We start from the raw sequence: 13,084 nt of genomic DNA, 5'->3' as shown, positions 1-13,084 counted from the left end.
GGCGGCGACTCCGTCTGCGCCCATCGTGAGTCGTCTTCTTGCACGAGCCGCACTCGATCTGAGTTCCGGGAGGGGACACTCGCGCACCCCGGTGTCATGCCGCCCGCCCCCGGTCATTCAGACCGAGCCCGCTGCTCGCAGCCGAAGGGATCCGTACTGAGCTTCATGGAGTCCCTGATGCCGGGGTCACGGTCCTGGCGAAGGAGAACCGCATCAGTGCCGACACCAGCACCCCGTCTCCTTTACAGCCCCTCCCGTACAGGTGTCGCTGCTGGTGGCACGCCCGGCGCGGCCGCCGCGCTGACGGCATGCACAGCCCCTCCTCCCAGCGGCACCGGCCCTCCCCCGGCGTCACGGCGGCCACCGGGCTCGCCCTGTCCTTCACCTCACCCCCGCGGGGCGCCCGCCTGGCCCGGCCGTTCGTCGCGCACTGCCTGGATTCCTGGGGCCACCCCCCACGACGGCCACGCCAACGAGACGCCGGCGCTCACCGCCGCCGAGCCGTGCGCCAACGCCGTACGGCACGGGCACGTTCCCGGCCGGGACTTCCACGTCCGGCTGACCGCCGAGGCGGACGGCGGGCGGCTGCGCGTGGGGGTCTCCGACACCCGCGCGGAACACCGGCCCGCCGTCACCGCCGCCCGGCACGGCCCGCGAGCACCCCGACGGCCCGCGCTCCGGGTGCTCGGGCAGGTCGCCGGACCCCTGGGCGGCCGTCATGGCGTCCCCGGGGCCCGGCACTTCGCGGGACACGGCGGGAGGAAGGCGCTTCAGCCGGTGATGGTCCAGCGGTGCCACTTGCCGTTGTAGTGACAGTTCTGCCAGTAGGGATGGTCGCCGTTCACACGGACGACGATGCAACGACGCGATGGGCCGGTGCTGTTGTCCCCCTCCATGTCGTCGGCACGGCCGCCGCCCGGCATCAGCTTCCAGCCGCCGGCGTTCTTCCACGTGTGCCAGATCGTGCGGTTCGGGGCGACCACGAAGACCTCGTCGGTCCGCCCGTCCCGGTTCCAGTCGATGTAGCCGGCCTTCAGGTTCGTGCCGCACTTGTAGCGGCCCTGATAGCCCCAGGCCTTGACCGGGCACGGCTTCGGGGCCGCCGCGACCGCCGCGGGCGCGCCGGTGGTGGCCGACGCGGCCGACGCGGACGGCAGCGCCGTGCCCGCCAGTCCCGCCAGTCCCGCCAGGGCCGTCGTCGCGACGAGGAACGTCCTGGTGACGATGTTCATGAGTCCTCTCCCGTTCCCGCTCAGCACACCACGGTCCGGTCGTACCGGCCGCCGACCGTCTGGAAGACCCAGCCGGATCCCTTGGGCATGGACTTGCACCCGCTGTCCGACCAGCTCTTGACGACCACCTTGACGTGCATGGTCCTGCCGCAGAAGTTGCGGAGGTGGACCCGGACCCCACCGCCGGGCTTGTTCGTGACGCTCGTGCGTTCGATACAGGCGGGCGCGGTTCCGGCGGCGGCGACCTGCCCGGCCCTGACGCCCTGGCCGGCGTCGGCCCGGTCGGCGGCCGTGGCGCCGCCGGTGATGCCGAGGGTGAGAGCGGCTGCCGCGACCGAGGTGACGACGGCCGATGTGATCCTGCGCATGACTTCCCCTTGTCGGTGGTGATGGTTGTCGATGGTGATGGTTGTCGGTGGTGGCCGGCGGACGGTGCGAGCGGTGGACCGGTCCGCACCGTCCGGCTCGGCCCTACCGAGATTGCTGGCCAATCTGGAACGGGGCCAGCGGTGTCGGGCCGGCTGGGACACCGTGGGACGTCCCATGCGTTGACCTGCGAAGACGTGGGACGGGACGCCGGATCGACGGGACGCCGGGACGCCGTGGGGGTGGCCGACACGACACGGGCGCGGGGGAGGACCAGTAACCAGGAGCCTGCGCCGGGGTTGCCCACGGTCGGAACATGAAGAAGGTGAAGACCCCCGGGCCCTGACCCTTACGGAGCGCCCCATGCCGCGTTGGAAGGAACTGCCGGATTCGCTGGATCAGAGAGTCCGGCAACTGGTGGTCCAGCTGAGAAGACTGAAGGACCGCAGCGGGCTGAGCCTCACCGCGCTCGCGGCCAGGACGGAGTACAGCCGGTCGTCGTGGGAGCGCTGCCTGAACGGGAAGGCGCTGCCACCGCGCCACGCGGTGGAGAAGCTGGCACGGATCACGGGGACGGAACCGATCCGGCTGCTGGTCCTGCACGAGGTGGCCGAGAAGGCGTGGCAGCAGCGGTCGTCCGTGCCGTCTCCGCCGGCCGACGCGGAGGACGAGGAGCGGCGGGGCGAGAAGCGGCGGGGCGAGGCCGGTACGGCCGTACCGGCGGCGCCGCCCATCGAGGAGCCCGCGCCGGTGAACGGCGGGCGCCGGCCGGGAGTCCCCGGGCCCGTCGTCGCCGTCGCCGTCGCGGCCGCCGCGGTCGCCGGGCTGTGCGCGGGGCTGCTGACGGGCGAGGTACCGGGCGGCGACCCCGACGGCGGGAGGGCGGGCACCGTGCTCGGCACGCCGACCGCACAGCGGAGTTCCCGTGCCCAGGCCACGCCCGCCGCGCACGGTCCATCGGGGTACGTCTTCAAGCCGGGCAGGTCCTACCCCTGCGAGGTGCACAGGGCCGGCGGCCCGGACGGCGGTGTCCTGGTCGCGGGGTACAGCACGACGCGCACCGCCGTCCTCGCCGGACCCGGCTGGGACGTGGTGGAGGCCCAGTGCCTGCTGAAGCACCGCAAGATGGACCCGGGCATCATCGACGGGGTCTACGGACAGCAGACGATCGCGGCCGTCATGCGGCTGCAGAAGGAGGCGGGGCTGCCGGCGGACGGCATCGTGGGCCCCCACACCTGGCAGGTGCTGCGCGGATGACCACCCCCGCACCCGAATGCGCGGCCCTGGCCGAGGGACTCCGCGCGGTGCGGGCCCGCACGGGCCTGAGCCTGGCGGCCCTGGCCGAGCGCACCCCGTACAGCAAGTCCTCCTGGGAGCGCTATCTCAACGGCAAGCTGCCGGTCCCCCGGCAGGCCGTCGAGGCGCTCTGCGCGATGGCGGGCGAACATCCCGGGCGGCTGCTCGCACTCTGGGAGCTGGCCGACGCCGAGTGGAGCGGACGCGCCCGCTCCCCCGCTCCGGCGCCGGCCGCCCCGGGGTCGGCCATCCCGGGGTCGGCGACCCCGAGGCCGGGGACACCGGACGCCGGGCGGACGGCTCCCCACGCCCGGCAGGCCCGGTGGTGGCGCCTGCCGGTCCTCGGCGCCGGAGCCGCAGTGGCGGCCGCCGCGATGACGGCCGCCCTGTGGTGGCTGCCGCACCAGACCTCCGGCCGTCCGACGACGCCGGACTCCTCGACGCTGGATCCGGCCCCCGGCTGCCGGGGCGAGGCGTGCGACGGGAAGGACCCCGCCCGCATGTCCTGCGGACTGCCCGGCCGGGCCGACGCGCTCGGGCCGCCCCACCGCACCCGTACCGGCGCGAACGTGGAGATCCGGTACAGCACGGTGTGCGCCGCGGCGTGGGGGCGGGTCTGGCACACGCGGGTCGGGGACGCGGTCGAGGTCTCGGCGCCCGGCGCACCACCGCGCCGGGTCGTCGTGCGGACCACGGCCGACACGAGCGTCTACCGCTTCACCCCGATGCTGGGCGGAGACCACCGAACCGATCTGCGCCTCTGTTTCCTGCCGGCCGACGGCACGGCCCGCGAGTGCTACCGCCCGTGACGCGAACGGGGAGGGAAGCAGCGGGTGGGGCCGGGAGTCCGCGTGCCCTCCCCCGCGGTCGCGGACGGATCCCCTTCGCACTCCCTCCGGATGCTGCCGGCGAAGGTCTCCGTTGCCGCATTGCCGCGTTGTCGGGCCGTCCGGTCGGCTTCCGCTGCGTGCTTCGAGATGCACGACGAATGGACCGCCTCACCTCGGCGCCACCTCCCCGAAGGGGATATGGACGACATCTGCCGCAAACTCTCTTTTACTTCCTCCGCGTCACCCGACGCACCGAAATGCAGCCGGCGGTTGATCCCCCACACCATGACGAGGGACACTGCCCGGCGGATGCGCGTTCCCGACCGGTCGGCACTCGCTCCGACACCCTCCCACACAGGCCGCCGGAAGCCATTTACCCAAGGATTACTGGGCAGTTGACCTCGGGGTTTCGTGGTAGCGTTCCTGCCCGGAGGGACAGTGCAACCTGAAAGGGAAATCGTGAACACGGAGAAGATCGCCGCTCGCCGCCTCTCGCTGGAAGAGGTGACGAAGCTCAGCGTGAAGGACAGGATCTTCGTTTCCGCCGGCACGGCAGAACTCAAGCTTCCCGACTGCTATGTCCCCGCTTTCCTGACCAAGCCCGGCGGGAATTTCGAGGGCGGCTCGGTCACGGCGAGAACCGTATTCCAGGAAGAGGTCTCCTGCCTTCCCGACGACGAGAACGAAGCCGGAATCTACGTGGCCGACGAGAACGGCTCGGCGACCATCGAGGTCCTCCAGTCCGCCGGTGTCGTGCTGGACCTGGCTCTCTTCGTCCCCGGCGGGGACAAGGGGTCCCTCACGGCCCTTTACGCCGCGGTCCGGCAGGCGTTCGGCGCCGACGTCGTGCAGATCTGGCGCCAGGGCCTCAAGGAGGTTCCCGACGTGAAGGTCGACATCTTCGAGGAGCAGATTCCCCGGGGACGCAAGGGGGGCGACAGCCCCAAGCGGGACCGTCGCGCGATCGACACCTACCCCACCCGCGCGGACTTCATCGAGTTCTCCGCGGGGTGGAAGCCGGTCGTGGAGGTTCACAAGCCGGTCGTCGACGACACCCCGACCATCTGAGGCGGCATCCGAGGCGGCGTCCCTGTCGCGCCGATGGTTATCCGTTCGACCGAAGAGTGGCCGCACATCACCCGATGTGCGGCCACTTGTTCACCTGCCCGGAAATTCACCGAGGGAGCACACCGGCGGTCTCACTACCGCCCGAGCCGTCACCGGTCACCTCGCGAGCAATTGTCAGTGGTCGCGGACCGGACGGGAATCAAGGCCACAGCATCTGCTTGGTCCACCCGGCGGGTGACGACAGGTATACGAGCCGGGTGTGGCGGCGCTGCTTGTCGCCCTGCCAGAATTCCACCGACTCCGGGCGCACCGAGTACAGCGTCCAATCCGGCGCCACGAGGTCCGGCTCGCTCCTGATCCGCTTGAGCGATGCCTCTACGTGCGCATCCCTCTCGGCCAGATCCGCGAGCGGTTGCGACTGCCGACCGAGCAGGGCTTCCGCCCGTGCCCCCGCGCTGCGGGCGAGGAAGTCCACAGCGCACAGTTCAGGGGCCTCTCGCACAACCGGTCCCCGCACCCGGACCTGCCGGGCAAGCGGTGCCCAGTAGAAAGTCAGTGCCGCATAGGGGCGGGCAGCGAGATCGCGGCCCTTGAGGCTGTTCGCGTCCGAGGCGAACTGCCAGCCCTCGGGGCTCACGTCCTTGAGGATGAGCACGCGGGCGGTCGGATCACCGCCGGCGTCCGCCGTGGCCAGCGTCATCGCGTGCGGCTCCCGCACCCCGGCGCTCAACGCCTCGAGCAACCACTCGGTGAACAGCTCGAACGGCGTGTCCGGCGCGGTCGACGGGTCGAACCCGGGAAGCTCGCCGGCGAAGACCTCGATGTCCCGCAGCACCTGACGCAGGTTGACCGCACCGGTCACGTCCCACTCCCTCAGCTGGGGTCACTCAAGTCGAGTCGAACCTATCAACCTGCTTGATTCACAAGCTGATTGAGGATGATCACGCCGCTGCGACCCCAGGGAAACCGACAAGGTGGCCGTTTCCGAAGCGGGCTCCGGCATGGACGAGAGCGACGGCCCCGCCGTCGCCCGCGAGGCGTTGAAGCACCGGCTGATCCCCTCCCCGCGCGGCGGCAACCGCTCGTACGCGGACTTCGTCGGGGACCTCACGGGCTGGAGCTGACCTCCGGACCACCTCCGCCCCACCTCCGCTCCACCGGTGCGGGAAGCCCGCGGGCCGGATCAGACGCCGGACAGGACTGTCGCCACCGACCGGAACCAGGCTCCGTAGGAAAACGGCTCCGGCGGGCCGACCTCCATGCCGAGTTCGGCGGCCGCCAAGGCGTAGTCGCCCTCGTCCAGGGGGAGGGCGAGCAGCTCGTGGAGTTCCCCCACCAGGCGTGTGACCAGGTGGAGATCGGTGGTGGCGGCGTAGTCGGCGACGGCGGCGTCGTGGTCGGGGAACTCGTCGACGACGTCCTGCGAGAACCAGCCGCCGAGCAGCTGTGCGGTCTCCGGGAAACGCGCGTGCCACTCCCAGTGCGTCTGCGGGGGCGACGGTTCGGGGACGTCGCCTTCCTCGACGCTCCTCCTCAGGTGATCGGCCAGCACCAACAGCCAGTCACCGATCTCGGACTCCGCCGTCCCGGTGTCCGGGATCGCGTAGAACTCGCCCAGCTTCTGCCGGAGGCGACCGGGAGGGTTGCGGCTGTACTCGCGCAGCTGGTGCTCCGCCTCCGCGACGGCCCAGGGGCGGGTGTGCCAGGTGTGACGGAGGTACGCCTCCAGCGCGCGGCTGCGCCGCTCCGGGGTGTCGTCGGCCGGCTGTCCCAGGTACGCGCGCATCACCTGGTCCAGCTCGCCGTACCGGCGGTCGTGTTCGAGGGGCTTCATGGACATGTGCGGGCAGCCCCTACAGGTAGAACGGAACGGTCGTGCGGACGACGAAGCCGTGGGGGCTCGACGGCTCGCGGCGCAGCACCACGCGCGCCGCGCGGACGTCGACGGGCCCGCGCCCGGCCAGCAGGTCGCCCTCCAGCTGGACCCGCCCCACGGGCTCCTCACGGGACGGCCAGGCGGCCTCGATGGTCAGGCGGGCCCGGGTGCCCTGGGCGAGCCAGCGGTGGACGACCTGCTCGTTGGCGGTCACCACCTGCTGGGTGGCCCAGTGGGCGGTCTCCCGGTCGGGGTAGGAGGCGGAACGGGTCAGCACGGGGAAATCCTCTCGGAAAAACGTGGTCAAGGGCCGCGCCCCGGCGGGTCAGTAGTCGGAGAAGTTCCAGAACATGCCCACCTCGGTGTCGGAGACGACGATCAGGCCGTAGTCCTCCGAGTAGACGTCGCTCAGCGGGTCGTATCCCCAGTGCGACGTCGTGAAGTCGAGTGTGCCGGGCACAGGGCCGCGTCTGTTGACGTTGGTGTGGTAAGTGGCCGCGTCTCCGTACCGCGCGAGGATCGTGCGTGCCATCGCCCGCAGTTCCTCCTCGCTCTCCGTGAAACGCTTCAGGTTGGACAGGGTGCAGCAATCGTCCGTGAGAGCGAGGAGCAGGTTTTCGGCGCTGGGACGGTCGATCTCGCGGAGACGTTGCGCGATGTACTCCGGAGGATGGACGGCGAAGGGATACGTGGGTGAGGCCTCACGCTCCGGGGCCTGGGCCGCGTCGTCGAGACCGGCCCAACCCCGTGGGTCCGGGACCCGCGCCATCAGCGCGAGGACATCGAGGACCCAGTCCTCGTGGCGGCGCGGGCCCGTGGCGTCGTACGGGTACGCGTCCTCGAACAGGTGGCGTACCGCGGCTTCCCAGGAGGTCTGGTCAATGGGCATGTGGTGCCGGCCTTTCTCGGCGGGGCGCTAGGACTTGGAGGGCATCGACGTCATGACGGTGAACGGCGGGGTGCGGCTGCTGTCGTAGCGGATCCGCGTGTCGATGCCGTTCACGTCGTACGCCTTGGCGTTCATGCCGCCCTGTTTGTACCCGGACAGCGGGTCGTTCGGGTCCAGCGGCTGCTTGAACACGCTGCGGCCGCTGGTCTCGCCGTTCGGCGCGGTCGAGTGGTAATCCCTGACCTCCCCCTCTCCCGGCGGTGGCGGGCCCTTGATCCACGCCTCGATGGCAGCCTTGTTCTGGTTGAGGTTGTACTCAGTCAATTCCTCCGCCCGCCGGTAGGCCGGGAAGGCCGAGGCGGCTCTGGGGTACGGCTTGCCGTACGGCCAGGTCGGGGTCGGCGTCGGATTCGACTGCTGGTCCCGCAGGCGCTGTGCGAGCTGCTCGTCCGTCTTGCCGACGTGCCTGTCCAGGGTGTGACCGTGCTCCAGGTACTCGTTGGCGGCGAGGTCGAGGTCGTACCTGCCCGCCGAGTCGATCTTCAGCCAGACCTGTGAGTCCTTGAACTCCTCCAGGGCCCGCATCCCGAAGCCCTGTGCCCGTGCCTCCTGAGCCTCGAACTTCGGGGCGCTCCGGTGCGCCTCGTCCAAGGGGCCCATGAGCGCGTCGAGTTTCGGGACGAGCGCGTCGACCCGTCGGTTGTACTCGCTGACGATCGCGTTCAGCTTGGCGGTGTCCATGTTCAGGACGATGCCCTGGCCCAGCTGGCTCGCGCCCTTGGCGACCCCCTTGGCCACGCCTTTGAGGAAACCCTTGACGTCGTCCATGCCGACGCCGTCCTTGAGGTTGACCTCGACCTTGGGGATCGCGTCGCGTACGGCCTCGATGTAGACGTCCCACACCTCGCGGTTGAGGTAGAGGGCCGCCTCGGCGAACTCGTAGAGGAGGTCGCCGACTTTCTGGGCCGTGTCGAACAGCACGGTCATCACGGGGTGGGTGGCGGTCTGCGAGGAGGAGCTGTCGTGTTTCCACTCGTAGCCCTCACGGCTCGTGCCCCACGATGTCGTGCCCTACAGCGAACTGCAGAAATGACGCATCGCGTCGTGCCACTCGCTGTTGCTCTGCTGCGTGATGCTGCTGACGTTCCCGGTCAGCCCGCTCTCCGCCATGGAGAGCGAGGTGGTCGTCGCCGTCCACGCCTTCGACAGCGAGTTCAGATAGTGCTGCTGGGGAAACGGATAGACCTCGGCGACCTTGCCCATCCGGAAGGCGTGCTTCACCACCGGCCTCAGCACGTCCCGGACCGGCTCGGGCACCCACTCCAGGACCCTGCGGATGAAATCGTCGCCTCCGTCGTCGTCGCCCCATTTCAGATCGGGCACGGAGCCGTAGGCGGGCGGCTTCTCGATGACCTTCGGCAACGGCTGGACGACCGGCTTCGCCTTCCCCGTCGGATCGTTGACCGCCTCGGCTTTCGCTTAGGTGTTGGCCGTCGTGGTGAAGCCGACCGCGGCACCGCCGATGCTGACGACGCTCCTGGCCCACACCTCGAGGAAGCGGTTGCCCACCTTGACGTACGACGTCGCGAAAGCTTGGGGCGAGGTGCCGTAACCGCCGGCGTCCGGGTACTTGTGCAGGTCTTCGAGCAGGGTCTTGGCGCCTTTGTCCATCACCGTCTGCTGGCTCGCCACACCTGCGGAGACGCGGTGGAGGTCGGCCGGCTTGACGTCGATGGTGCCGTTCTGGCCCGGCGGCGGCGTCCCCATCAGCCGGCCCCCCAGCCGCGCAGCACGGCCTGGTGTGCCGCCGCGTAGTTGACGTGGCTCGTGGTCGCGCACTCGTGCAGCCACTTCTGGGCCGCCTGGAGGTCCTGGGCCGAGCGGTCCCACTCGTCGAGTTTGTCGACGAAGACCTCGCGGGCCTCTCCCTCCCAGGACAGGACGACCGGCACGACCCGGTCGTGGAGGTCGTCCAGACCGTCGTTGAGCTTCTTGAGGATGTCCTCCAGCTCGGCGGCGAGCTCGCGGAGGGTGGCGAAGGAGACGGTGATGTGGCCGTCGTCCGCGCTCCCGGTTGTCATGGCTCCCCGTTTCACAGATGTCGTCGCGGTCGCCGTAGGGGCTGTCGGAGGAGCCGTCAGAAGGAGTCGAGGCTGCTGCGCGGAGGGACGGGCCCGGTGGCCTCCGGGTTCGGTGTCGACAGCTTGTCGACCTCGCTGTCGATGTCCACCGTGATCGCCCGCAATTGGGCCATCACCTCGAGTTCCTGTTCCGTGAAGCCGTCCCGGCTCAGACGGACGGCCTGCTCGATGTGCCGGATCACTTCACGGATGCGTACGGCGTCCTCGGCCGCCGCCCGGTGGAACTCCCGGTACGCCGTGGCCGCCGGCCCTCGCCAACCCGCTTCGACGCGGTCGACGATCGCGTCCATCCGCCTGACCTGCTTGTCCAGGTGATCCTGCATGTCGTCGAGGTCGTCGGCCAGTCGGGTGAGGTCCTGGCCCGACACCTTCAGATCGACGCCGCCCTCCTGGCCCGCGCCTGCTCCCCCTACACCCATGCTTCGTACCTCCGCCCCCGCGACTTCGGCATGGCAAACCGTGTGTGCAGGGTGATCCCAACCTCGCGCTCTTCCCGAGCCGACGCCCGGCGGCGGGCCCGTGGAAGAGCCGTCGACGGGCAGGCACGGCATCTTCGGCCATGGGCGTCACCGGGCACCCGCGTCCCGTCCGTGCCGCGCGTCCGGCGTCCGGGATTCGACCAGGTGGGTACCGATGTCCGAGGTGGGCGTTGTTTTTGACGCTGATCGTCACGACGCCCTCGCCGCCCGTCACGGCGCGGGGCGCGCGGCGGTCCCGTCAGTTGTCCTGTCCGAAAGGTCCTCGTGAAGCCCACCCTGGCCGCCGCTCAGCTCCGCGGCAGTCTGACGCAGTACCTCACGACGACGTACGCGCTGGCCGACGAGGACACCCGCCTCGCGCTGGAGCGGTTCCTCGGGGACCCGGAGACCGGCATCTTCCGGGGACCGTACCTGCGGATCAGGACACCGTTCCACCCCGCCGACGACACCTGGCGGTCGGCGCTGGAGTGGCAGCCGGCGTTCACGCCGTGGCGGCACCAGGCGAGGGCGTGGCAGCGGCTGAGCACCTACCGGGGTGCCGCCGAGCCGACGCTCGTGACCACCGGCACGGGGTCCGGCAAGACCGAGTCGTTCCTGATCCCCGTACTCGACCACTGCCGGCGGCAGAAGGCGCTGGGCCGGCGCGGGGTGAAGGCCGTCCTGCTGTACCCGATGAACGCGCTCGCCACCGACCGGGCCGGCCGCGTCGGCGACTCCCTCGCGCAGCCCGAACTGGCCCAGGTGACAGCCGGCCTCTACATCGGCGACAAGCCGGACACCGACTTCCGGCGAGTGATGACCCGGCGCGAGGAGATGCGGCTGTCCCCACCCGACGTGCTGATCACCAACTACAAGATGCTCGACCTGCTGCTCCAGCGGGCCGAGGACCGGCCGCCGGGGATCCTCCGGCGGCATCCTGCGGGTCGCGAGCGCCGCACCGGGGGCGGGCAGGTACGGGGCGAGAGCCGCGTACACCTCCAACCGCGTCGCCGGGTCGGTCCTCAGGACGCTTGGCGAGCAGCGCGTGCGACAGGGCCTGAAGGGCGGCCGGGACCTCGACCCCGCTGTCGGCGAACCGGGGCGGGGGTGCGGTGAGGTGCCGGGTCATGAGCTCGGCAGGCCCCACGCCGCGGAAGGAAGGGTGGCCGGTAAGCATGTGGTGCAGCAGGCACCCCACCGCGCACAGATCGCTGCGGCCGTCTAACGGTCGTCTAACGGCCGTTCACCGGCCAGGAGTTCGGGCGAGGCGCAGGAGACGTTGCCGAGGGTCTCACCCGTCACGGTGAGCCGCGGGTCGGTGTCCGAGAGCACCTTCACCAGACCGAAGTCGAGGATCTTCACCAGACCGCCGGCGGACACCATGACGTTCTGGGGCTTGAGGTCGCGGTGCACGAGGCCGGCCGCGTGGGCGGCGGACAGTCCCGAACACAGTTGCGCGGCCACGGAGACCGCGGCCGACACGGGCAGGCGTCCGTCGTCGGCGCCGTCGACGACGTTGTCGAGGGTCGTTCCGTCGACGAGCTGCATCACCAGGCAGCAGACGTCCTCGGTGACGGCCGCGTCGCATACGGTGGTGATGTTGGCGTGGCCAGGCGGGCGGCGGCCTTGGCCTCCCGCTCGAAGCGCGCCAGGGCGGTGCCGCGCCGGTCGGTCAGGGCCGGCAGGTCCGCGGCGACGGTCTTGACCGCCACGGGGCGCTCCGGATAAGTCTCCGACCCCTGCCAGAGGTGCCCCATCGCCCCTCGGCCCAGGATCCGTTCCAGCCGGTACCTGCCGGTACCTGCCGCGCGGAATCCTGCCCGCAGCGGACTGCTCCACGTCCACGTCCTCCGGTGAGTCCCCCCGTGGCCCACCACGTACGTGTGCCGTGCGTCGGGCACCGTACCCGGAGGCGGTTCCGCGAGCGTCGGGGTCCGAAAGGCCAACCTCACGCGAAAGCGTTGTTTAACAGCTTGACGCGAAGAGGGTGCGTACACGATGATCATATGCGTTCGGACGGCGCGGTTCCCGCGTCCGGCCGACCGGGCGGGAGGCGCGCTCGCCCCCGACGCACGATCCACGGCAACTCGCAGCGAGGACACTCCAGATGAACGACACGACAGCCTCCTACCAGCTCCTCCCCGGAGCCCCCGGCTCCCCCGTGATCCTCCACGTCCCGCACTCCTCGCGGGCGGTGCCGGCGCCGGTGCGGCAGGGCATCGTCCTCGACGACGCCGCCCTGGAGCAGGAGCTGGACCACATCACCGACTCGCACACGGCGGAGATCGCGGCGGCCGCCGCGGCGCGCTGCGCCACCACGCCCTGGCGGTTCGTCAACCGGCTGTCCCGGCTGGTCGTCGACCCCGAGCGGTTCCCGGACGAGCGGGAGGAGATGCTGTCGGTCGGCATGGGAGCGGTGTACACGCGGACCACGCACCGGGAGGAGCTGCGCCCCGCCGGGTACGACGGGCGGTCGCTCGTGGAGCAGTACTTCGAGCCGTACGCCGCCGCCATGACCGCCGCGGTGACGGAGCGGCTGGCGGCCGTGGGGCGGGCGGTGATCGTCGACGTGCACTCGTACCCGACCGCGCCCCTGCCCTACGAACTGCACGGAGACGGCCCGCGCCCGCCCGTCTGCCTGGGCAGCGACGACTTCCACACCCCCGAGGAGCTGCGGCTCGCCGCCGAGCGGGCGTTCGCCGGCTTCGGCGGTACGGGGATCAACAGCCCCTTCGCCGGCACGTACGTCCCGCTGGCGCACTACGGGAAGGACCCGCGGGTCGGCGCCCTGATGGTCGAGATCCGCCGGGACGTCTACATGACCGAACCGGGCGGCCCGGCCGGCCCCGGCCTGGACACCCTCGCCGACGCGCTCGCGGAGCTGGTCGACGCGGTGAGCACGGTGTGAGTACTGCCTGGGCACGGCGG

General features: G+C 70.8%; 18 protein-coding genes and 1 pseudogene. 6 read left to right on the top strand and 13 right to left on the bottom strand.

The features are described from left to right. Nucleotides 1–770 precede the first annotated feature (770 nt). Together ACF09K_RS32195 and ACF09K_RS32190 are read right to left on the bottom strand one after the other, a co-directional pair. A complete protein-coding gene (locus ACF09K_RS32195; protein WP_392248862.1) occupies nucleotides 771–1,232 on the bottom strand; it encodes a hypothetical protein in 462 nt (153 codons plus the stop codon). 20 nt (nucleotides 1,233–1,252) lie between these two features. Beyond that, the gene (locus tag ACF09K_RS32190; RefSeq protein ID WP_392248861.1) at nucleotides 1,253–1,600 is read right to left on the bottom strand and encodes a hypothetical protein; all 348 of its coding nucleotides are present in this window, start codon (nucleotides 1,598–1,600) and stop codon (nucleotides 1,253–1,255) included. 361 nt (nucleotides 1,601–1,961) lie between these two features. On the opposite strand from ACF09K_RS32190, the gene ACF09K_RS32185 reads away from it, so the two are divergent. The 3 genes from ACF09K_RS32185 to ACF09K_RS32175 all read left to right on the top strand — a co-directional run bounded on the left by ACF09K_RS32185 (nucleotide 1,962) and on the right by ACF09K_RS32175 (nucleotide 4,792). Further along, the gene (locus ACF09K_RS32185; protein WP_392248860.1) at nucleotides 1,962–2,855 is read left to right on the top strand and encodes a helix-turn-helix domain-containing protein; all 894 of its coding nucleotides are present in this window, start codon (nucleotides 1,962–1,964) and stop codon (nucleotides 2,853–2,855) included. Beyond that, complete coding sequence (locus ACF09K_RS32180; protein WP_392248859.1) at nucleotides 2,852–3,703, top strand: helix-turn-helix domain-containing protein; 852 nt, start codon at nucleotides 2,852–2,854, stop codon at nucleotides 3,701–3,703. The genes ACF09K_RS32185 and ACF09K_RS32180 overlap by 4 nt, the downstream gene beginning before the upstream one ends. A gap of 480 nt (nucleotides 3,704–4,183) precedes the next feature. Beyond that, a complete protein-coding gene (locus tag ACF09K_RS32175) occupies nucleotides 4,184–4,792 on the top strand; it encodes a hypothetical protein (protein WP_392248858.1) in 609 nt (202 codons plus the stop codon). A 199-nt stretch (nucleotides 4,793–4,991) separates the two neighbouring features. Here ACF09K_RS32175 and ACF09K_RS32170 read toward each other — a convergent pair whose 3' ends face one another. Continuing rightward, on the bottom strand, nucleotides 4,992–5,654 hold the full coding sequence (locus tag ACF09K_RS32170) for a pyridoxal 5'-phosphate synthase (protein ID WP_392248857.1): 663 nt from the start codon (nucleotides 5,652–5,654) through the stop codon (nucleotides 4,992–4,994). A 112-nt stretch (nucleotides 5,655–5,766) separates the two neighbouring features. Here ACF09K_RS32170 and ACF09K_RS32165 point away from each other — a divergent pair, with 112 nt between their 5' ends. Further along, complete coding sequence (locus tag ACF09K_RS32165; RefSeq protein ID WP_392248856.1) at nucleotides 5,767–5,916, top strand: hypothetical protein; 150 nt, start codon at nucleotides 5,767–5,769, stop codon at nucleotides 5,914–5,916. A 59-nt stretch (nucleotides 5,917–5,975) separates the two neighbouring features. On the opposite strand, the gene ACF09K_RS32160 is transcribed toward ACF09K_RS32165, so the two are convergent. The 8 genes from ACF09K_RS32160 to ACF09K_RS32125 form a co-directional block, all read right to left on the bottom strand. Further along, nucleotides 5,976–6,632, bottom strand: a complete 657-nt coding sequence (locus ACF09K_RS32160; protein ID WP_392248855.1) for a contact-dependent growth inhibition system immunity protein — start codon at nucleotides 6,630–6,632, stop codon at nucleotides 5,976–5,978. Between the two features lie 13 nt (nucleotides 6,633–6,645). Beyond that, nucleotides 6,646–6,945, bottom strand: a complete 300-nt coding sequence (locus ACF09K_RS32155; RefSeq protein ID WP_392248854.1) for an RNase A-like domain-containing protein — start codon at nucleotides 6,943–6,945, stop codon at nucleotides 6,646–6,648. Nucleotides 6,946–6,993: 48 nt separating this feature from the next. Continuing rightward, entirely contained in the window at nucleotides 6,994–7,557 is a 564-nt protein-coding gene (locus ACF09K_RS32150; RefSeq protein WP_392248853.1) for a hypothetical protein, read from the bottom strand. Between the two features lie 27 nt (nucleotides 7,558–7,584). After that, nucleotides 7,585–8,544 carry an RNase A-like domain-containing protein gene (locus ACF09K_RS32145; RefSeq protein ID WP_392248852.1) on the bottom strand — a complete coding sequence of 320 codons (960 nt, stop codon included), beginning with the start codon at nucleotides 8,542–8,544 and terminating at the stop codon, nucleotides 7,585–7,587. 84 nt (nucleotides 8,545–8,628) lie between these two features. After that, on the bottom strand, nucleotides 8,629–8,979 hold the full coding sequence (locus ACF09K_RS32140; RefSeq protein WP_392248851.1) for a hypothetical protein: 351 nt from the start codon (nucleotides 8,977–8,979) through the stop codon (nucleotides 8,629–8,631). 57 nt (nucleotides 8,980–9,036) lie between these two features. After that, a complete protein-coding gene (locus ACF09K_RS32135) occupies nucleotides 9,037–9,324 on the bottom strand; it encodes a hypothetical protein (RefSeq protein WP_392248850.1) in 288 nt (95 codons plus the stop codon). Further along, nucleotides 9,324–9,638, bottom strand: coding sequence for a WXG100 family type VII secretion target (locus ACF09K_RS32130; RefSeq protein ID WP_392248849.1), 315 nt, complete (start codon nucleotides 9,636–9,638; stop codon nucleotides 9,324–9,326). The genes ACF09K_RS32135 and ACF09K_RS32130 overlap by 1 nt, the downstream gene beginning before the upstream one ends. A 56-nt stretch (nucleotides 9,639–9,694) precedes the next feature. Then, complete coding sequence (locus ACF09K_RS32125; RefSeq protein ID WP_392248848.1) at nucleotides 9,695–10,117, bottom strand: WXG100 family type VII secretion target; 423 nt, start codon at nucleotides 10,115–10,117, stop codon at nucleotides 9,695–9,697. 324 nt (nucleotides 10,118–10,441) lie between these two features. Between ACF09K_RS32125 and ACF09K_RS32120 the strand changes: the two are divergent. Further along, nucleotides 10,442–11,071: pseudogene (locus ACF09K_RS32120) on the top strand (DEAD/DEAH box helicase); the annotation flags it as partial. Between the two features lie 306 nt (nucleotides 11,072–11,377). Here the strand turns inward: ACF09K_RS32120 and ACF09K_RS32115 are convergent. Further along, entirely contained in the window at nucleotides 11,378–11,704 is a 327-nt protein-coding gene (locus tag ACF09K_RS32115; protein WP_392248847.1) for a protein kinase, read from the bottom strand. After that, entirely contained in the window at nucleotides 11,704–11,868 is a 165-nt protein-coding gene (locus ACF09K_RS32110; RefSeq protein ID WP_392248846.1) for a hypothetical protein, read from the bottom strand. Before ACF09K_RS32110 ends, ACF09K_RS32115 begins: the two co-directional genes overlap by 1 nt. A 395-nt stretch (nucleotides 11,869–12,263) precedes the next feature. Between ACF09K_RS32110 and ACF09K_RS32105 the strand changes: the two genes are divergently transcribed. Further along, nucleotides 12,264–13,064, top strand: coding sequence for an N-formylglutamate amidohydrolase (locus tag ACF09K_RS32105; protein WP_392248845.1), 801 nt, complete (start codon nucleotides 12,264–12,266; stop codon nucleotides 13,062–13,064). The last annotated feature ends 20 nt before the right edge of the window (nucleotides 13,065–13,084 follow it).

Source organism: Streptomyces sp. NPDC014882 (assembly GCF_043081325.1).
Taxonomy (GTDB): domain Bacteria; phylum Actinomycetota; class Actinomycetes; order Streptomycetales; family Streptomycetaceae; genus Streptomyces.
The sequence above is the reverse complement of the archived record's forward strand: the minus strand, read 5'-3'. Positions and strand labels throughout refer to the sequence as shown.